This is a genomic window from Permianibacter aggregans, assembly GCF_009756665.1.
In the GTDB taxonomy this organism is placed as follows: domain Bacteria; phylum Pseudomonadota; class Gammaproteobacteria; order Enterobacterales; family Permianibacteraceae; genus Permianibacter; species Permianibacter aggregans.
Window position 1 is genome coordinate 3,859,439 of the sequence record NZ_CP037953.1, and the last position, 19,728, is coordinate 3,879,166.

General features: G+C 52.1%; 17 protein-coding genes and 1 tRNA gene. 13 read left to right on the forward strand and 5 right to left on the reverse strand.

What is annotated here, in order from left to right:
* The first annotated feature begins 224 nt into the window (after positions 1-224).
* The 5 genes from gmhB to E2H98_RS17430 all read left to right on the forward strand — a co-directional run bounded on the left by gmhB (position 225) and on the right by E2H98_RS17430 (position 4,339).
* Complete coding sequence (gmhB, locus tag E2H98_RS17410; protein WP_198325333.1) at positions 225-791, forward strand: D-glycero-beta-D-manno-heptose 1,7-bisphosphate 7-phosphatase; 567 nt, start codon at positions 225-227, stop codon at positions 789-791.
* Positions 792-1,056: 265 nt separating this feature from the next.
* Positions 1,057-1,944, forward strand: a complete 888-nt coding sequence (locus E2H98_RS17415) for a glycosyltransferase family protein (protein WP_133586979.1) — start codon at positions 1,057-1,059, stop codon at positions 1,942-1,944.
* An 85-nt stretch (positions 1,945-2,029) separates the two neighbouring features.
* Complete coding sequence (locus E2H98_RS17420; RefSeq protein ID WP_133586980.1) at positions 2,030-2,770, forward strand: glycosyltransferase family 2 protein; 741 nt, start codon at positions 2,030-2,032, stop codon at positions 2,768-2,770.
* Position 2,771: 1 nt separating this feature from the next.
* Entirely contained in the window at positions 2,772-3,710 is a 939-nt protein-coding gene (locus E2H98_RS17425; protein ID WP_133586981.1) for an NAD-dependent epimerase/dehydratase family protein, read from the forward strand.
* Between the two features lie 74 nt (positions 3,711-3,784).
* On the forward strand, positions 3,785-4,339 hold the full coding sequence (locus tag E2H98_RS17430) for a sugar transferase (protein WP_133586982.1): 555 nt from the start codon (positions 3,785-3,787) through the stop codon (positions 4,337-4,339).
* Here E2H98_RS17430 and E2H98_RS17435 read toward each other — a convergent pair.
* The 3 genes from E2H98_RS17435 to E2H98_RS17445 all read right to left on the reverse strand — a co-directional run bounded on the left by E2H98_RS17435 (position 4,336) and on the right by E2H98_RS17445 (position 8,002).
* Positions 4,336-6,183, reverse strand: coding sequence for a polysaccharide biosynthesis protein (locus tag E2H98_RS17435; RefSeq protein ID WP_232475429.1), 1,848 nt, complete (start codon positions 6,181-6,183; stop codon positions 4,336-4,338). The genes E2H98_RS17430 and E2H98_RS17435 overlap by 4 nt on opposite strands.
* Before the next feature lie 344 nt (positions 6,184-6,527).
* A tRNA-Asn gene (locus E2H98_RS17440) sits at positions 6,528-6,604 on the reverse strand.
* A 207-nt stretch (positions 6,605-6,811) separates the two neighbouring features.
* Positions 6,812-8,002 (reverse strand): pyridoxal phosphate-dependent aminotransferase, encoded by a 1,191-nt coding sequence (locus E2H98_RS17445; protein WP_408634854.1) that lies wholly within the window; start codon positions 8,000-8,002, stop codon positions 6,812-6,814.
* Between the two features lie 61 nt (positions 8,003-8,063).
* Here E2H98_RS17445 and uvrB point away from each other — a divergent pair, with 61 nt between their 5' ends.
* Positions 8,064-10,064 carry an excinuclease ABC subunit UvrB gene (gene uvrB, locus E2H98_RS17450; RefSeq protein ID WP_133586985.1) on the forward strand — a complete coding sequence of 667 codons (2,001 nt, stop codon included), beginning with the start codon at positions 8,064-8,066 and terminating at the stop codon, positions 10,062-10,064.
* Positions 10,065-10,247: 183 nt separating this feature from the next.
* A complete protein-coding gene (locus E2H98_RS17455; RefSeq protein ID WP_133586986.1) occupies positions 10,248-10,589 on the forward strand; it encodes a DUF4870 domain-containing protein in 342 nt (113 codons plus the stop codon).
* A gap of 61 nt (positions 10,590-10,650) precedes the next feature.
* On the opposite strand, the gene E2H98_RS17460 is transcribed toward E2H98_RS17455, so the two are convergent.
* Positions 10,651-11,415, reverse strand: coding sequence for an outer membrane protein assembly factor BamD (locus tag E2H98_RS17460; protein WP_157591442.1), 765 nt, complete (start codon positions 11,413-11,415; stop codon positions 10,651-10,653).
* 67 nt (positions 11,416-11,482) lie between these two features.
* Here E2H98_RS17460 and rluD point away from each other — a divergent pair, with 67 nt between their 5' ends.
* The 6 genes from rluD to E2H98_RS17490 all read left to right on the forward strand — a co-directional run bounded on the left by rluD (position 11,483) and on the right by E2H98_RS17490 (position 18,138).
* Entirely contained in the window at positions 11,483-12,478 is a 996-nt protein-coding gene (gene rluD / locus E2H98_RS17465) for a 23S rRNA pseudouridine(1911/1915/1917) synthase RluD (protein WP_133586988.1), read from the forward strand.
* Positions 12,478-13,227, forward strand: coding sequence for a peptidoglycan editing factor PgeF (gene pgeF, locus E2H98_RS17470; RefSeq protein WP_133586989.1), 750 nt, complete (start codon positions 12,478-12,480; stop codon positions 13,225-13,227). Before rluD ends, pgeF begins: the two co-directional genes overlap by 1 nt.
* Entirely contained in the window at positions 13,227-13,904 is a 678-nt protein-coding gene (locus E2H98_RS17475) for a lysophospholipid acyltransferase family protein (protein WP_133586990.1), read from the forward strand. Before pgeF ends, E2H98_RS17475 begins: the two co-directional genes overlap by 1 nt.
* Positions 13,905-13,948: 44 nt before the next feature.
* On the forward strand, positions 13,949-16,525 hold the full coding sequence (gene clpB / locus E2H98_RS17480; RefSeq protein ID WP_133586991.1) for an ATP-dependent chaperone ClpB: 2,577 nt from the start codon (positions 13,949-13,951) through the stop codon (positions 16,523-16,525).
* A gap of 491 nt (positions 16,526-17,016) precedes the next feature.
* Complete coding sequence (locus tag E2H98_RS17485; protein WP_133586992.1) at positions 17,017-17,676, forward strand: DUF502 domain-containing protein; 660 nt, start codon at positions 17,017-17,019, stop codon at positions 17,674-17,676.
* A gap of 174 nt (positions 17,677-17,850) precedes the next feature.
* On the forward strand, positions 17,851-18,138 hold the full coding sequence (locus E2H98_RS17490) for a hypothetical protein (protein ID WP_133586993.1): 288 nt from the start codon (positions 17,851-17,853) through the stop codon (positions 18,136-18,138).
* A 97-nt stretch (positions 18,139-18,235) separates the two neighbouring features.
* Here the strand turns inward: E2H98_RS17490 and E2H98_RS17495 are convergent, their stop codons facing one another.
* Positions 18,236-19,723: a CoA-acylating methylmalonate-semialdehyde dehydrogenase gene (locus E2H98_RS17495; RefSeq protein WP_133586994.1), complete on the reverse strand. Its 1,488-nt coding sequence runs from the start codon at positions 19,721-19,723 to the stop codon at positions 18,236-18,238.
* Positions 19,724-19,728: the final 5 nt, after the last annotated feature.

Sequence of the window (19,728 nt, forward strand, 5' to 3'; positions counted from 1 at the left end):
AGCCCAATTCATTAATCATAAAGCGATTTTGATTAATTAGTTCAATTGGCTTTTGGGTCTTGGAGAGCGAACCAAAGTCAAATGAGCAAGGATAGGCTTCACCTTTAATCATTACATTTGGTGTTGTGAATATGGACTATTTTGGACCAGCACGCAAAATGCAAATGAATGCCTAGTATTGCTTTTCATTATTCTTACATGATGTCAAATTTTCAGGTTGTATGATGCGATACAAATGCGTGATTCTCGACAGAGACGGGGTGATAAATCACGACTCAGACTCTTACATTAAGTCACTTGAGGAATGGTCCCCCATTTGTGGCTCTATTTCGGCAATCGCAGAACTCTGTAAGCTTGGATTGACGGTTTGTGTCGCAACCAATCAATCCGCTGTAGCGCGAGGCTTAATGACGGAAGAATCATTACTTCGAATTCATGAGCACTTGAAAACCCTTGTTAAGGATGCAGGGGGATGCATCAAAGAAATTCACTATTGTCCTCATCACCCTCAGGACAACTGTACATGCCGTAAACCAAACTCGGGGATGCTGGAAAATATTTGTACCAACCTACACTTCCACCCGAGTGAGGTTTTGTTTGTAGGCGATAATCATAGTGATTACGAATGCGCGAAACGTTTTGGCTGTGATTTTGCTTTGGTGCTAACGGGAAAAGGCGCGCGAGTAGAAAAACTGATCGATAAAAATGTCAGTCGCTTTCTGAATTTGCAGGCGCTTGTAACATCATTGAGAGACCAAGGAATTAAGGACCCCGCGCTAGATTCCCGATAAAATGAACTGCGTAAGCGGCGATCAGCCCCCCAATGCAGAGGTCTTCTTGAAGAATCTCATATACTTTTCTCCTGTTTCTTGGAATAGTTTCGCTCAACGACCACATAAGTTTGTGGAATGGTATCAGCAGCGTACCGGTTGCGATGTTCTATGGGTTGAGCCCTATCCGACGAGACTTCCTCAATTTGACGATTTTTTTTCGCTATTCAATAGGAAATCATTCACTGACACTCGCAATGCATTGCCGGAATGGTTGAAGAGGATCATGCCCAACGTTTTACCTCTTGAGCCAGTTCCCTTACTTAGTAGGGTGAATACGCTGTTCTGGCGGGAAACAATTTCAGAGCTTAAAAAGTTTGCGGATAAATCCGATACAGTTGTTGTAATTGGTAAACCATCTGAGTTGGCGTTGAGGTTTCTTTCACTTGGATTACATAGCTTCTCACTATATGACTGTATGGATAACTTTCCAGCGTTCTATACCGGAATATCAAAAGTATCGATGGCAAAACGCGAAAGCTCATTGCTCTCCTTCGTCGATGCAGTTGTCTCATCTAGTACATATCTTAACCAGCGGTTCGAGGCATTTGGAATTTCATCCAGCCTAGTAAAAAATGCTTTCGATGCAAGGTATTTAGTTGAGAGGGTGGGAGACTCGGATCTGGAGAGACCCATCTTCGGATACATTGGTACGATTGGAAAATGGTTTGACTGGGAGTGGTTGTTTAAGTTAACTCGTTTGTTTGATTTTGCCCGGTTTCAGCTTATTGGGCCAGTTTTTGGAGGGGCGCCAAACCTGCCGAATAATGTTGATTTACTTCCGGCTGTAGCGCACGAGGAGGCAATGAGACTCGTTTCTAAATTTGATGTGGGTTTGATTCCCTTCCTCGATACCGACTTAACAAAGGCCGTTGATCCAATTAAATATTATGAATATAAGGCTCTAGGGATTCCGATTGTGAGCAGCCGTTTTGGTGAAATGAAGTATCGTGAAGCAGAGAGCGGAACCTTTATTTTTGACGGAAAAAATTTTTTAGGCGGAAAGAGTGCCAATGAAATTTTAGTCTACAGAGTGGAACAGTGCGAATTACAGGTGTTTCGTGAGCGGAATAACTGGAATGCACGCTTTGACGCCTCAGGTATCATTTGTTAATGAATGAGGGTTAATATCACGTGCTCGGCATCGTTTGGTGGATTTTCGCCATTATGTTTTATTGCGCGTAACGTGTGAGGTGACTATGTCCGATGGTGTTACGGTTTCGATTGTCAGCCATTTGCACGGTGACATGGTTTTGAGACTCGTCAATTCGTTGCTAGAGTTGCCTTCTGTCAGAAAAATCGTTTTAACAAAGAATGTTCCAGAAAAGATTGAGTTGCCAGACTCCGAACGTTTGATGGTGATTTGTAATGAGTCGGCAAAAGGCTTTTCTGAGAATCATAACTTCGCTTTCGCTTTTGCGGAAGGTGAGTTTTTTTGCGTGATGAATCCTGATGTTTCATTTGATAAAGATCCTTTTCCTGAGTTGTTCGCTGTTTGCTCGTCGGATGGCGTTGGAATTGTGGCGCCAAGAGTAGTTTCTAGGTTGGGTGTTGATGAGGATAGTGCTCGTAATTTCCCGACTTTTGGTTCGTTAATTCGAAAATTGATTTTCGGTGACAAAGGTAATGTTTCTCTTGCCGAAAAGCACGATGCTGTAATAGTTGATTGGGTTGCAGGAATGTTTATGTTGTTTACGCGAGATTCGTTTTCTAGACTCGGTGGATTTGACAAAAGCTTTTTCCTGTATTACGAGGATGTCGATATTTGTGTTCGCGCCTGGCAGTTTGGGCTTATGGTTAAAGTTTGCCCTCTCGTAAGTGTTGTTCATGATGCCCGGCGTGCAAGTCGGAAAAATTTTCGATATGCACTTTGGCATTTGAAAAGCATGGCTCGCTATATGGCTAAGCACTTCGGGCGACTACCTTCTATTTCGGAGTGATATGGTAAAAAGTGTATTGGTGACGGGGGCAACTGGCTTTATCGGTGCCAAGGTTGTCCTCGCGCTTCGGTCGAAAGGGTATTCTGTTTACATCAGACAACCTGACATAGAGCCAATATCGCCTAGCCAAAAGCTCGATAGAGCTCTTTCCGATACAGCCAGTATTTTAGGTGAAAATAAAATTGATGCTGTTGTTCACTTGGCGGCTATTAACTCTAGCTCAGTGAATGGCATTGACGCTGCGCTGCTAAGAAGGGTGAATGTTGATTTTACTAAGCATCTCGCAGAAACCTGCGTTGTGTCTGGAGTACGTCGTTTTGTTCAACTGAGCACAGCCAAGGTGCTAGGAGAAGGGGGGAGCGGCGTCTATTCCGAGTCTTCACGAATCTCCCCTCAGGATGATTATGCGCAATCAAAGGCTGATGCTGAAATTGAGTTGTTTAATCTTGCTAGGCACAGCTCAATGGACGTCGTAATATTGCGTCCTCCTATTGTGTACGGACCATCGGGTGGTCCGAATTTCCTAAAATTATTTGGCTTGGTTGAACGGGGCATTCCTTTACCTCTTGGAAAAGTAGGCAATAGGCGAAGCTTCATATTTATAGATAATCTGGTTGATGCCATCATGCTCTCTATTCAGCATTCGGCTGGCGTTAATCAAACGTATATGTTGTCAGATGGTTGTGTCGTATCCACTCCTGAACTCATAATGTCCATTGCGCATGAGTTGCGCTTACGGGCTAGGCTGTTTGATTTCCCTGTTTCTGTATTGACCTTTTTAGCAAAATTGCTCCGAAGAGAAAAACTAGCTCAAAGCCTACTTAATTCATTTGAAATCGATGATTCTAAGATCCGGCGAGAGCTCGGTTGGATACCACCCTATTCTTTTGAAGATGGGCTTCGGGCTACGGCGACCTGGTATCGGAATCCATTGCCTTAGCGATTTGCTTCGGCTCACAAATCAATCATTACACGTTAGAATGCTACGATTGAGATTGTTCTGAGAAAGCTTCAATGCTTCGCGTACTCGATTTTTTGATCGCTGTTGTTGCTCTTATTTTTTCAATGCCGCTATTGATTTTGGTGTGGTTTGCAGGTCTTTGGGATACGGGTGCTCCGCTTTTTTTTCAACGCCGGGTAGGGCGGCATCAGAAACCTTTCACACTCGTTAAGTTCCGCACGATGCGTCGTGATACGCCGGACATGGCCTCACACTTGGCAAGTGCGGGTATGGTGACGAGGTGGGGAGCCTTTCTGCGTCGAACCAAGCTCGATGAGTTGCCTCAGTTATTCAACGTTGTTGTTGGAGATATGTCTCTGGTTGGTCCGCGGCCCTGTTTATTCAGTCAAACCGAGTTGGTGTGTGAGCGGGAACGGCGAGGCGTATTCAAGGTAAGACCGGGTATCACCGGCCTAGCTCAAATTCAAGGCGTGGATATGTCGGATCCGGTTCGTCTTGCCAAAATTGACGCGGAAATGACTCAGCATTTCAGTTTGAAAATGTATTTTAAATTATTGTTCTGGACAGCTTTGGGTAAGGGGCGAGGCGATCGGGTGAAGTCGTCTTAGCCGCTTTGCATTGCCGATGTTTGAGCTTCTTGCCGGTTCTGCGTGACACTTTCCTGCCCGGAATAGCCAAGAGGAAGATCTCGCATTAGCTTGGTAATGCCCGGCTCATCAATCAGGGCACAAAATGACTTCAGATTATCCAATGCTTTTTGCAGCTCGGCGAATGGTAGTGAAATTTCTCTGGCTTTCATGATGCGTGGATGCACGGTGCCGACGACGTTGTTACCAATCAGCAACTCTTCATACAGTTTTTCGCCAGGGCGCAATCCGGTGTAGACAATGGCGATATCGCCACTTGGATTGTTATCGTCTTTCTCTTTGAAGCCGTACAGGTGAATCATTTGTTTGGCAAGATCGGCAATTTTCACTGGCTCGCCCATATCCAGCACAAATACTTCACCTCCGGAGCCAAGTGCGCCGGCTTGAATGACTAGCTGTGCCGCTTCCGGAATGGTCATGAAGTAACGGACCACTTCCGGATGGGTGACGGTGACGGGACCACCACGGGAAATTTGTTCTTTGAACAATGGAACAACAGATCCCGAGGACCCAAGTACGTTGCCAAAGCGGACATTGATAAAGCGGGTGACTTGCTGCTCTTGGGCCAAGGCTTGCAGGCAAAGCTCCGCAAGACGTTTGGAAGCTCCCATCAGGTTGGTCGGGCGCACTGCTTTATCGGAAGAAATCAGCACAAAGTTTTCGACTTTCGCCTCGATAGCCGCTTGCGCCAAGTGCCAGGTGCCGAATACGTTGTTCTGCACGCCTTCGCAGATATTGTCTTCAAGAATCGGCACATGCTTGTATGCTGCAGCGTGATAGATCGTGCAGACCTTGTTTTTTTTCAACACATTCAGCGCGTGGCGGCGGTTCTGGGCGTTACCTAACACGCCGACGATTTCGATATCGAGATGCTCTTTAATGAGCGTGTGGCTCAGTTCGCGATGGATGTTGTACAGCGCGTATTCGCTTTGTTCAAATAATACGAGTTTGGCAGGACCATATTGAATTAACTGCCGACAAAGCTCCGATCCGATGGTACCGCCAGCACCGCTGACCAACACCACGCGGCCCTCGATGTTTTTGCTCATCAATTCGGTTGATGGCGCAATGGGATCGCGACCGAGTAAATCTTCGACATCGATGTCACGAAGCTCTGCAACAGTGGCTTTGCCGCTAACCAAATCAGAAATGCCTGCAACGGTTTGCACCTTGACCGGAAATGGTTCGAGTTGCTGCAGGATTTTGCGGCGTTTTTCGTGGCTGGCCGAGGGCATGGCCAACAGAATTTTTGACGGTGCGTAACGCAGAATCAGGGTGTGTAAAAGGTTTGGGTTATAAACGGTCAAACCCTGCACGGTGTTGCCATGCAATTTCGGGTTGTCATCGATAAATGCCACCGCTTCGTATTCCTGACCGAAATGCAGTGCGCTGGCCAATTGCGAACCGGCATTGCCAGCGCCATAAATAATGACCTTTTGCTTTTGCCATCGCTGCATGCCAATGATGACGTTTCGCACCATGTAGCGGGTACCGCCGATAGCGATCAGGGCAATGGCGGCGTAGATGACCGGCACTGTGCGAGGAATATCAGCACGCAGGAAGAAACTCAACGCGACAAGCGTGACGGTTGAACTCATGACGCCCAGTAATACTGTGGTCATTGCTTGTGGAGCAAGATGGCGCAGAATGGCTCGATAAAGTCCCGTGCGGGCAAAGATAAAAATGCTGACGGCGATGGTGGTAGAAATGACGCTCCATTCTTCCAGCGTCGAAGGGAATTCCAATGTCCCCATTCGCAGTGCTTTGGCGCCGAGATAGGCACCAAACAGCAAAAACGCATCCAAAGTGACGCAAATCCCTCGTTTTACCGGACGGGGCGTTTCAAGCAGTCGGTCTAACAGTTGGATTAGGTTTTTGCGTTTTCCCATTTTCTGGCTTCTATCGTTCTATCCGTTTTTACGACGCCAATGCAGCGAACTTCCCTGGCCAAACACCACAATTGCCTCAGCTCATCTGAGCGGTCCTGCATTCCGGATCAGTGACGGGTAAGTGTAGTACAGAGTTTGAACCTGCAGCGGCGCTGCATGATATCGTATTTGATCGTGATTGGCATCACAGTTTAGGGCTCGAATGCTGCCTGTCATTCGATGAATAAACGCTGAATGGGAAGATTGGTTGACAGGAAAAATGGCGCCCGCTGAAAGACTTGAACTTTCGACCCTGCGATTAACAGTCGCATGCTCTAACCAACTGAGCTAAGCGGGCGTATCAGAACTACTTTGAAGGTCTTGGGAAGCAAGCTCCACAAGAGGACGCGCATGATAATGGCTTTGTGGCGCGGAATCAACGGTTGTCTGCAACTTTGTCGAGAAGGCTAAAAATCGTTCAGATTTAAGGGCTTAGCAGCGCCTATCGGTGGCGTCGTAAACCCTTTGTTTTTCGCACTTCAAAGAGGCTTATCGGCAAACCCAATCAGCTCTCTGCGGCTGCTCGCAGGCGCCGAGCTGCTTCTTCAAGAACCTTCATCGATGTCGCGTAGGACAGACGCATATGACCTTCGGCGCCAAAGGCAGAGCCTGGTACCAGCGCCAGGTCATGCTCGTTGATCAGGTATTCAGCAAGTTCCAAATCGGAGCTGATACCTTTGACCTTCTTGATCAGGCCTTCGACATTGGGGAAGGCGTAGAACGTGCCATCGGATTGCAGGCAGCTGACGCCGGGGATGTCGTTCAGGGCATTGACCAGAAAATCGTGGCGTTCTTTGAAGGCTTTGACCATCGGCTCCATGCAGCTCTGGTCGCCACGGAGGGCGGCTATCGCAGCGGCTTGGGAGATGGAGCAGGGATTAGAGGTGCTTTGGCTTTGCACGGTGTCCATTGAGGCAATCAGGTCTTCCGGACCTGCGCAGTAGCCGATGCGCCAGCCGGTCATGGCATAGGCTTTCGACACACCGTTCAGCACAATGGTCCGGTCGTAGAGGTCCGGGCAAACGTTCAGGATGTTCTTGAAGCCTTCGCTGATCCAGATGATGTGCTCATACATGTCATCGGTTGCAACCAACACGTGCGGGTTACGCAACAGCACCTCGGCCAACGCCCGCAGTTCTTCCGTGTTGTAGGCAATGCCGGAAGGGTTCGACGGGCTATTCAGAACCAATAATCGGGTTCTCGGGGTAATGGCTTTTTCCAGCTGGGCCGGCGAAACCTTCAGATTCTGTTTGATCGTAGTATTCAGGATGACGGGTACGCCCTCGGCCAGAATGACCATATCCGGATAGCTGACCCAGTACGGCGCCGGGATGATGACTTCATCACCAGGATTCAATAGTGCTTGGCAAAGATTGTAAAAGCTTTGCTTACCGCCATTGGAAACCAGAATCTGACGACGACCGTACTTCAAGCCATTGTCACGCTCAAATTTGTTTATGATGGCGTCTTTCAGTGCCGGCGTTCCACCCACAGCGGTGTACTTGGTTTCACCGCGATTAATGGCGTCGATCGCGGCTTGTTTGATATGGGCCGGGGTATCGAAATCCGGCTCGCCAGTGCCGAGCCCAACAATATTGCGGCCTTGCGCTTTCAGTTCTGCGGCGCGCGCGGCGACTGCAAGTGTTGGGGAAGGTTTGACGTTCTGAATTCGGTTCGAAAGTTTGATCGACACAATCAAGCGCTCAGTGATGAGATTTGCTCCTGATTTTACGTGAAGAGTTGAAGAGTCCAAAGGCATGACAGCAGATTTTCATATATCAACGCGTTTTAAACCGGCTGGCGATCAGCCAAAAGCCATTGAGTCGCTGGTTTCCGGTATCGAGGCGGGGCTGGCTCATCAAGTATTGCTCGGGGTAACCGGCTCCGGCAAAACCTTCACGATGGCCAATGTGATCGAAAAGTTACAGCGCCCAGCGCTGGTGCTGGCACCGAACAAAACTTTGGCCGCGCAGCTCTATGGCGAGTTCAAGGACTTTTTTCCGAATAATGCCGTGGAATACTTCGTTTCCTATTACGACTATTACCAGCCGGAAGCGTACGTCCCGACCACCGATACTTATATCGAGAAAGACGCCAGCATCAACGATCACATCGAGCAAATGCGTTTGTCGGCAACGCGGGCGATTCTGGAGCGACGCGACGCCATTATCGTTGCCTCGGTTTCGGCGATTTACGGCTTGGGTGACCCGGAGAATTATCACTCGATGGTGTTGCATATCAAACGAGGCGACATCATGAATTTGCGTGATGTGTTGTCGCGTCTGGCCGAGATGCAATACACCCGTAACGATCTGGATCTGCAGCGCGGTACCTTTCGTTTGCGCGGCGATGTGTTGGACGTGTTTCCGGCCGAAAGCGACAGAGAAGCCGTGCGTGTGGAATTCTTCGATGAAGAAATTGAATCCATTACGGAATTCGACCCTTTGACTGGCGAAGTCATTCGCAAACTTGCGCGTTTCACGTTCTACCCGAAATCACACTACGTCACGGCTCGTTCGACGGTGCTGGAAGCCGTTGATCACATCAAGGCCGAGCTGCAAGTGCGTTTGAAAGAGCTACGCGACAGCAACAAGCTGCTGGAAGCGCAGCGCCTGGAGCAACGGACCAATTTCGACTTGGAAATGATGGTCGAGCTGGGATATTGCTCCGGTATTGAGAATTACAGCCGCTATTTGTCTGGCCGAAAACCCGGTGAGCCGCCACCGACGTTGATCGAATATTTACCGAAGGATGCGCTGATCATCATTGATGAATCCCACGTGACCGTGCCGCAAATCGGTGCGATGTATAAAGGCGACCGTTCCCGCAAGGAAACACTGGTTGAATATGGATTTCGCCTGCCGTCGGCGCTCGACAACCGGCCACTGAAATTTCAGGAGTTTGAACGGCTTTGCGGGCAAACTGTTTACGTTTCGGCTACGCCCGGCCCCTATGAAAAAGAGCATGCCGGTGCCGTCGTCGAACAGTTGGTGCGGCCAACGGGGTTGATTGACCCGGAAATCATGGTGCGGCCGGTCGCGACCCAGGTCGATGATTTGTTGTCGGAAGCGCGCAAGCGCGTTGAGATCGGTGAGCGCGTGTTGGTGACGACGTTGACCAAACGTATGGCCGAGGATTTGACTGATTATCTGAATGAGCACGGTGTGCGTGTGCGTTATCTGCATTCTGATGTCGACACCGTTGAACGTATGGAGATTATTCGTGATTTACGTCTCGGCACTTTCGATGTGTTGGTTGGTATCAACCTGTTGCGAGAAGGGCTGGATATTCCGGAGGTGTCATTGGTCGCTATTCTCGATGCCGATAAAGAAGGCTTCCTACGTTCCGAGCGCAGTTTGATTCAGACCATCGGCCGTGCTGCTCGTAACCTGAACGGCAAGTGTATTCTCTATGCTGATCGCATTACCGATTCGATGAAAAAAGCGATGGATGAAACCAATCGCCGGCGTACCATCCAACACGAGTTCAATCTGAAACATGGCATCACGCCGCAGGGTATCAAGAAGCGAGTGGCGGATGTCATGGATACCGGCGATGGTGGTCGGGTGCGGATGAAGAAAGTGGCCGACAAGCGAGGAGCTTACGATAATCTGCATGGCACTGAGCTCGTCAAAGCGATCAATCAGCTGGAAAAGAAAATGCACGACCATGCACGCAATTTGGAATTTGAAGAGGCGGCGAAATTGCGTGACCAGATTTCTCGGTTGCGAGACCGGGTGTTGGTGGCGGAGGCGTAGGTCGGGAAGTTTTTCTGAAAGTCTCTACAGGGCACGCCCTGACAGGATTCGTGGCGTATTTGTGCGAATAAATTCGCACCTACATTTGTAGGTCAGGATTTATCCGGACAATATGAATGGCCTAAAACGTAGATGAATTTGAATTCATCCGAACATCAATGAGGCGTTAATCAGGAGATTTGCATGCTGGATAGCGAAGCAAAACAATGGGGTATGTTCATCCACTTCAGTATTCTGGCCGGGTATGCGGTGCCGCTGGCCGGGCTGATTGTGCCGATCGTCATGTGGCTGATGAAAAAGGATGAACATTATCTGGTGGACCAACATGGCAAGAATGTTGTCAACTGGCTGATCAGTCTGTTTATTTACGGCGTCATTTCACTGATTCTGGTTTTCGTTGGTATTGGCGTGATCCTGCTATGGCTACTGGCGATTTTGAATATTCTTTTTGCCATCGTTGGAGGATTGAAGGCTTCCAACGGTGAAGTCTGGGCTTATCCGTTTACGATTCGCGTGTTGAGGTAACTCGGTTAATAACGCCGCAATAAAAAAGCCCCGCAATGCGGGGCTTTTTTATTATCGGTGATTAGTCGATGTCGGCAACACGATTTGGATAATTGTGCGCCAACACCTTGCGGGATTCGTTGGCCAACTCCGTCATGCCGAGCTTTTCATAGCTTTCTACCATGATAATCAGTGCTTCCGGCGTATTGGCCGCACCTGGGAAATGTTCGATGACATTGCGGGCGCGGTTGGCGGCGGCCAACCACGCTTCGCGCTTGATGTAGTAATCGGCAACATGCAGTTCGTGCGCAGCCAGGCGATCGCGAAGGTAAACCATGCGTTGCCGGGCATCGGCTGCGTAGGGACTGTCTGGGTAACGCTTGATCAACTCGGCAAAGTCGCCAAACGCTTTTGAGGCGGTGCTGGCATCACGCTGCGAGAGTTCTGCCGCGAAGGCTTCGCGCAGAAAACCCAGTTCCGAATAGAAGTGCACCAAGCCTTTCATGAAATAGACATAGTCCAAGTGTGAATGGCGCGGATTTTGGCGAATGAAACGGTCGGCGGCGCTGACGGCCGATTCAGTGTCGTTGTTCTGATAGTAAGCGTAAATCAGGTCAAGTTGGGCTTGTTGTGAGAAGGCTCCGAACGGATACAGCGAGTCGAGGCGCTCCAGTTTTTCCACGGCAGTGCGCCAATTGCCGACTTTCATCGAGCTTTGCGCTTCGGTGTAAAGCTGCTGGGCGGATTGCTCTTTGCGGCGCTGTTCGTGCGCTTCGCGGCTGGTGGCACAGCCGGACAGGATCAGGACGGCGAGGACAACAACAACGGAAAACTTCTTTATCAACATGCGACCAATCTTCGCTGGGTTGCTAGAATAGCGGCCCATTCTATAGAAGCCGGTCCGTTAGCGCACCATGTCAGAGCCCTCGGCAAAAAAATACACAGAAGAACGCATTTCTCGGGAACTTTTCGCCGAGGCGGATGCGTTTGGTCAGCGAATAGACGTATTTCTGGCCGCCCAATTGCCGGATTTTTCCCGCTCGCGCCTGCAGGAGTGGATTAAGGAAGGTTGCGTTCGCATCAATGGCCAGGTGGTCGACAAACCGCGTGAAAAGCTGATGGGCGGCGAACAAATCCAAATCGACGCCCAGCTGGAAGTGCAGAGTGGTGATGTCGGCCAGGACCTCGACCTTGATGTCGTTTATGAAGACGAAGCGATGCTGATCGTCAATAAACCAGTCGGTCTGGTGGTCCATCCGGCGCCCGGTCATCGTGACGGCACGCTGGTCAATGCTTTGCTGCATCACGCGCCGGAACTGCAGTTGTTACCGCGTGCCGGCTTGGTTCATCGTATCGACAAGGACACCTCCGGCCTGCTGGTCGTGGCCCGTACCCCGGAAACCCATACGCTGTTGGTTCGGGCCTTATCGAAGCGCGCCTTTTTGCGTGAATACGATGCCATCGTGCACGGCTTGGTTATTGCCGGCGGCACCGTCGATGCTGCCATTGGTCGCGACCCCGGCAATCGTCAACAAATGGCCGTTGTCGAGGAAATGGGACGCGAGGCGGTCACCCATTACCGGGTCGTCGAGCGTTTCCGTGCTCACACCCATATCAAGTGCCGTCTGGAAACCGGCCGCACCCATCAAATCCGCGTGCATATGAATCACGCCGGTTTTCCGCTGTTAGGCGACCCAACTTATGGCGGCCGCCAGAAGCTGTTGGCCAAGGCTGATCCGGCCGTGGTCGATGCCTTGAAACAATTCCGCCGACAGGCTCTGCACGCGGCCCGCCTGGGTCTGGAACATCCATTGACCGGCGAATTCATGGAATGGGAAGCGCCATTACCGTCAGACATGGTCAATCTGATGGCGTTGCTACGCAAAGATCGCGAAGACAAAGATTACTGATGAACGAGCGTTCTGCCTCGCTGATTGCCGCTGACTGGCCGGCGCCGCCAAATGTTCATGCTTTTGCCACGACCCGTTTGGGTGGATTCAGTGCCGGCGCCTTTGCCGGCCTGAATTTGGCCGAGCATGTTGGCGACGAGTCGACGCACGTGGCGCAGAATCGGCGGTGGTTGCGTGATGCGCTGAATCTGCCGGCCGAACCACATTGGTTGCAGCAGGTGCATGGGGGCGATTGTGCTCGTCTACCGGGCGAGGCTCGAAAGGCTGACGCCGCCTTCACGGAAACAACCGGGCAGGTCTGCGCCGTCATGACCGCTGATTGTTTACCGGTGCTGTTCTGCGATCAAAAAGGTTCCTGGGTGGCGGCCGCGCATGCCGGCTGGCGCGGCTTGGCAACTGGCGTGCTGGAGAACACCATCGCCAGTTACCCCGGCAGTCCGGAACATCTGATGGCCTGGTTCGGTCCGGCCATTGGCCCAAAGGCCTTTGAGGTGGGGCCGGAAGTTCGCCAGGCATTTATCGGCCAAGATGTGGCTTCCGAAGCGGCGTTTGAAAAAGGGGCAGGTGATCGGTATTTTGCCGACCTTTTCCAACTGGCTCGGCTGCGGCTTCAGGCTGCTGGCGTTATGGCGGTTTATGGTGGCGGTCTCTGCACCTATAGCGATCCTGAGCGGTTTTTTTCCTACCGGCGTGATGCCGTCACCGGCCGACAAGCCAGTTTGATTTGGATGGGAGCACCTGAACGTTGATGGCGTTGTTGTTAGCGGCAGCTTTGTTTACTGCTTGGCTGGCGTTTGGCCTGCATCGCAACGAAGTGAACTGGGGCTCGTGGTGGACCAATGCCATCGATGGCTGGGTACGCTGGTTTGCCCGCTGGTATCACCGGCTCGACGGCGACCGTATCGAGCTGCCGGAGCAGGGTGGGATTTTGCTGGCTGCCAACCATCTGTCCGGGCTTGACCCGTTCCTGTTGATATCGATGTGCAACCGGCCGCTGCGCTTTCTGATCGCCGAAGAAGAATACAACCGCTTCGGGCTGCGTTGGCTGTTTCGCGCCGCCGGTTGCATTCCGGTCGATCGCGGTGGCCGCACTGACGCCGCGTTTCGCTCGGCAGTGCGGGCGTTGCGCAATGGCGAAGTGATTGCGCTGTTTCCGCATGGCCGCATTTATCTGGATGACCAGCCGGAATCGCGGGTCAAACCAGGCGTGCTGCGCCTGGCGCAGCTATCGCGTTGCCCTATCGTGCCGGTGCGCCTGCAGGGCGTGAAAGGCGTCGGTACCGTTGTCAGTTCGGTGTTTCTGCGTAGCCACGCCAACGTCAAAGTGATGCCGACGATCGATGCCGAAATCACCGAGCACCATGATATGCGTCAACAATTGGGCGAGCTTTTGCTGGGCCGCCGCCTTGAAATATCGCTGGAATAACCACATCTTTCCTCGTAGATAAACTTCCCTACGAGGATATCCTCATGCGTATGGATCGACTGACCAGCAACCTGCAATTGGCGCTGGCGGATGCGCAATCGATTGCGCTCGGACGCGATCACCAGATGATCGAGCCCGTCCATATTTTTCAGGCACTGCTGAATCAGGACACCGGCACCGTTCGGTTATTGCTGGAGCGGGTTGGCGTCAATATCAATTCGCTGCGTTCACAGCTGGCGGAATTGCTCGACCGCTTGCCAAAAGTGTCCGGCAGTGAAGGCGATGTGCATCTGTCGAATGATGCCGGCCGTTTGCTGAATATCTGCGACAAGCTGGCTCAGCAGCGCAAAGACGCCTACATCTCTTCCGATGTTTTTCTGATCGCGGCGGCCGACGACAAAGGTGCGCTCGGCGATTTACTGCGCAAGCTGGGTTTGCGTAAAGAGGCGCTGGAAAAGGCTATTGATGAAGTGCGTGGTGGCCAGAAAGTCGAAGATCCGAACGCCGAAGAAAATCGCCAGGCTTTGGAAAAATACACGATTGATTTAACGGCGAGAGCCGAGCGGGGCAAGCTCGATCCGGTCATTGGTCGCGACGATGAAATTCGCCGGACCATTCAGGTATTGCAGCGTCGCACCAAGAACAACCCGGTGCTGATCGGCGAACCCGGCGTCGGTAAAACCGCGATTGTCGAAGGCTTGGCCCAGCGCATCGTCAACGGCGAAGTGCCGGAAGGGCTGAAGCGCAAACGAGTGCTGTCGCTCGATATGGGCGCGCTGATTGCCGGTGCGAAATTCCGTGGTGAGTTCGAAGAGCGCCTGAAAGCGGTGCTCAATGATCTGGCGAAACAGGAAGGCCAGATCATTCTGTTTATTGATGAACTGCATACGATGGTCGGTGCCGGCAAAGCCGAAGGCTCGATGGATGCCGGCAATATGCTCAAGCCGGCGCTGGCGCGCGGTGAGTTGCATTGTGTTGGCGCCACAACGCTCGATGAATACCGCAAATACGTCGAGAAAGATGCCGCACTCGAACGTCGCTTTCAGAAAGTATTGGTTGATGAACCGACGGTGCAGGACACCATCGCTATTTTGCGCGGCTTGAAAGAACGTTACGAAGTGCACCATGGCGTGGAAATTACCGATGACGCCATTGTCGCCGCCGCGACGTTGTCGCATCGCTATATTTCCGATCGGCAACTGCCTGATAAGGCCATTGATCTGATGGACGAAGCCGCCAGCCAAATCCGCATGGAAATCGACTCGAAACCGGAATCAATGGACCGGCTCGAACGCAAACTGATTCAGCTGAAAATCGAACGCGAAGCGCTGAAAAAAGAAACGGACGCCAATGCTCGTAAACGCCTGGAAGCGTTGGAAGATGACATCAAGAAGTTGGAGCGCGAATTTGCCGAGTTGAATGAAGTCTGGGTCGCCGAGAAAGCCGCCGTACAAGGTTCGAAATCGATCAAAGCCGATCTGGAGCGTGCCCGCCAGGATCTGGAAACGGCGCGTCGCGCCGGTGATTTGACCCGGATGTCAGAGTTGCAGTACGGCCGCATTCCGGAGCTGGAGCGCAAACTTGATATGGCCGCGCAAGCGGAAATGCAGCACATGAAACTGCTGCGCAATAAAGTCTCCGATACCGAAATTGCCACCGTTGTTTCACGCTGGACTGGTATTCCGGTCTCGAAAATGCTCGAAGGTGAGCGCGACAAATTGCTGCGCATGGAAGAAGCGCTGCATCAGCGTGTCATTGGCCAGGATGAAGCCGTCAATGCGGTGGCCAATGCCGTGCGACGTTCGCGCGCCGGTCTTGCTGATCCGAACAGACCTAACGGTTCGTTTTTGTTCCTCGGTCCAACCGGCGTCGGTAAAACCGAATTGTGCAAATCGCTGGCCTCGTTTCTGTTCGATACCGAGGAAGCGATTGTCCGTATCGACATGTCTGAATTCATGGAAAAGCATGCGGTCGCCCGTTTGATTGGCGCGCCTCCGGGATATGTGGGTTACGACGAAGGTGGTTATCTGACTGAGGCCGTACGTCGCCGTCCGTACTCGGTCGTGCTGTTCGATGAAGTCGAAAAAGCCCATCCGGATGTGTTCAACGTATTGTTGCAGGTGTTGGAGGACGGTCGCTTGACTGACGGCCAGGGCCGCACCGTCGATTTTCGTAATACGGTTGTGGTCATGACCTCGAACCTCGGTTCGGATTTGATCATGGAATATGCCGGCAAGTCGCACGAAGAATTGAAGTCGATGTTGATGGATGTCATCGGTAAATTTTTCCGTCCGGAATTCATCAATCGCATTGATGACGTCGTCGTGTTCCACGCCCTGCAGCAGGAGCACATCATCCATATCGCCGAACTGCAGATTGAACGCCTGAAGCGTCGTTTGGCAGATCACGATATGTCGATGAACCTGACTGACGAAGCGCTGAAACACTTGGCTGAGGCCGGTTCTGACACGGTATTCGGTGCGCGGCCATTGCGTCGAGCGATTCAGCAACTGGTCGAAAATCCGCTGGCGCAGCTGATGTTGTCAGGCCGCTTTGTCAAAGGCGATTCAATCGTTGTTGATGTTGCGCCGGATGGACTGACGTTTAACAAACCATCATGACTTTGATCGAGTGCGATTCGTCCAACCGTAGTTGTCGAATATGGACGCTTGCCGCGGTCAGATAAGCTGAACGGTGTTGAGCTCAAATAGTCGGTCGACCGCAACGCCTGTGAGACTTTTCTCACAGGCGTTGCCGAGAATATCGCAAACTTGTGAGGGACACTCGCCTGCTATTGGAGCGGGTTCATGACTAAATGATTGAATGTAAAGAGATTTCCAAACTTGGTTCGATTTGGTAAGTCGCCGTGCGCAAAACACGGATGGTGAAGATTCGGCGTCTAGTCGATTAGCATGCACACGTTGCCTAGGACGGCACAGGGAGTGACAACAGGAGGTTGTCAGTCAACGGAGTGACGGCAGGGAGCCTGCGCTTGACCAGGAAGGGAACCTGAAATCTCAGGGCATGAGCGATATAGAAGGGGCGATCAGAAGATCGCCCCTTTTTCGTTTGCTATAGTGTGCGCCCTTGCTGCCACAACAATAGTTGGTCCATGAACGAAAACAAGCCGTTACCGGAGCTAGAGCAACCCAAACCGATTCGCGACAACATCATTATCGGATTGGTGGCATTGTTGCCGATTACCATACTCGTGTTCTTTTTCCGTTGGCTTTATTTGACCACCACGGAACTGATTAGCCCGTTGACACAGCTTGTTGTTGGCTGGCTCAGTGTCGGCGCGTGGTTTGCCGATATTTTTGTGCTGGCTGTTCTGATTGCTTTTTTGTTTTGTGTTGGCCTTTTGGTACGCACTCGCCTTGGTGCATTTTTCGGTGAGTTGATTGGTCGTTATCTGCTGGCCAAACTGCCAGGCTATCGGCTGGTCAAGGAAACCATTGCCCAGTTCATTCGTACGGACAAAGCCAGTCCGTTTTCCAAGGTCGCCGTTGTCAAATTTTACGGCGAAGATGTAGGCGCGACCGCATTCGTCACAGCCGAGCATGAAAATGGTTATGTCACGGTGTTTGTGCCGACCGGTCCGAACCCGACCAGCGGCCTGATGTTCCATGTGCCGGCGCACCGTGTGGTTGTGTTGAGCGATATCCCGGTTGATATGGCGATGAGAACGGTGATTGGCTGCGGGGTCGGGGCTCAGCCCATCGTCAATGCGGCATTCGCGCCGATAATCACGGGCCAATCTGGAAAAGTGTAAAAAAATGTTGATTCGGTCGTTGTAATGCGGTGGTCCAGCCTTTACCATTTTGGCGCTGCATTGAGAAGCCATCATCAAAGATGACCGGAGTTCGTTAAGCCGTCCGATCATTTTTGAGATGGCTTCTAGTTCCCTATTTTGTGGCATTTTTTTCTTACTCGAGGCAGAAAAACCATGAAGACCCTGAATATTCTCGCTATTGCCGCTGCAATCGCCGCTCTGGCTGCTTGCAACCAACAAGAACAAGCTCCGGCTGAACAAGCTGCTCCAGCCGCTGAACAAGCTGCTCCAGCCGCTGAACAAGCTGCCGAGCAAGCTGCTCCGGCTGCCGAAGAAGCTGCTCCAGTAGTTGAAGAAGCCGCTCCGGCCGCTGAAGAAGCTGCTCCGGTAGCTGAAGAAGCTGCTCCGGCCGCTGAAGAAGCCCCAGCCGAAGAAAAGCCGGCTGAAGGCGAAGGCCAGTAATGGTCTGGGCGCAGAGCTCAAGGCTCTGCGCTTCGCTGAATTGAAAAAGGCTACCGATAGGTAGCCTTTTTATTGCTGATGCGTTCAACGCTTCCGCTCATTTCATCGTCGGCATTGAAAATTCGCTATGCAGATGCAGATTGCCGGGCCAGCGACCGGTGATCGTTTTCAGCTGGGTGTAAAAACGCACGCCTTCCATGCCGTGCATGGCCTGACTACCAAACAATGAATGTTTCCAGCCGCCAAAGCTGTGAAAGGCCATCGGCACCGGTATCGGCACATTGATGCCGACCATGCCAACCTGGATGTGCTGGGCGAACTCGCGCGCCGCCTCTCCATCGCGGGTGAAAATCGCGGTGCCATTGCCGTAAGGATGGTCGTTGATCAGCGCGACGGCCTGCTCAAGATTCTCGACCCGAACGACGACCAGCACCGGTCCGAAAATTTCCTCTCGGTAAATCTTCATGTTGGGCCTGACGTGATCGAACAGCGTGGCGCCGAGGAAAAAGCCGGGTTTTTGGCTGATTTCCTGTTCGCGGCCATCAACCCGCAATGTCGCGCCTTCAGCAACGCCGGAGTCGATATAGCTCAGTACCTTGTCTTTGTGTGCCGAGGTGATCAGCGGCCCCATATCGACTTGTTGATCGCCAGCCCCGACACGCAGCGCCTGCGCTTTCTGCGCCAGTTTCTCGACCAGTTCATCAGCACAATCACCGATGGCCACCGCGACCGAGATCGCCATGCAGCGCTCGCCGGCCGAGCCGTAAGCGGCGCCAATCAGGGCGTTCGCGGCCTGTTCCAAATCAGCATCCGGCATTACGACCAAATGATTCTTGGCACCACCGAGTGCTTGCACACGCTTGCCGTTGGCTGAGCCGCGTGTGTAGATATATTCCGCTATTGGCGTCGAGCCAACGAAACTCAACGCCCGCACGTCCGGATGGTCGAGCAGGGCATCGACGGCTTCCTTGTCGCCATTGACGACGTTGAATACTCCGGCTGGTAAACCCGCTTCGCGCAATAATTCAGCCAAAAACAAGGCAGGGCTTGGGTCACGTTCGGAGGGTTTCAGAATGAAGGTATTGCCACAGGCAATGGCGATCGGAAACATCCACATCGGCACCATGACCGGGAAATTGAACGGTGTGATGCCGGCGACGACACCAACCGGCTGACGCAGCGACCAGCTATCGATACTACGGCCGACATTGTCGCTGTGCTCGCCTTTCAACAAATGCGGAATGCCGCAGGCGAATTCGACCACTTCCAGGCCGCGGGTCAGTTCGCCATGGGCATCGGACAACACTTTACCGTGCTCAGCGGTGATCATCGCGGCCAAGGTATCGGCATGTTGCAGCAGCAATTCGCGAAAACGAAACAGGATGCGGGCTCGGGAAACGGCCGGCATCGCGGCCCAGTCGGGCAGTGCATTGCGAGCGGCGTTTACGGCTACTGCGACGTCCTCGCGGCAAGCCAGCAGCACTTTATTACTGACTTGTCCGGTTGCCGGGTTGAATACCTCGGCGGAACGCTGGGCGCTCAAGGCCGTGCGTTCGCCATTAACAAAATGACCTAACACATTCATCGAAT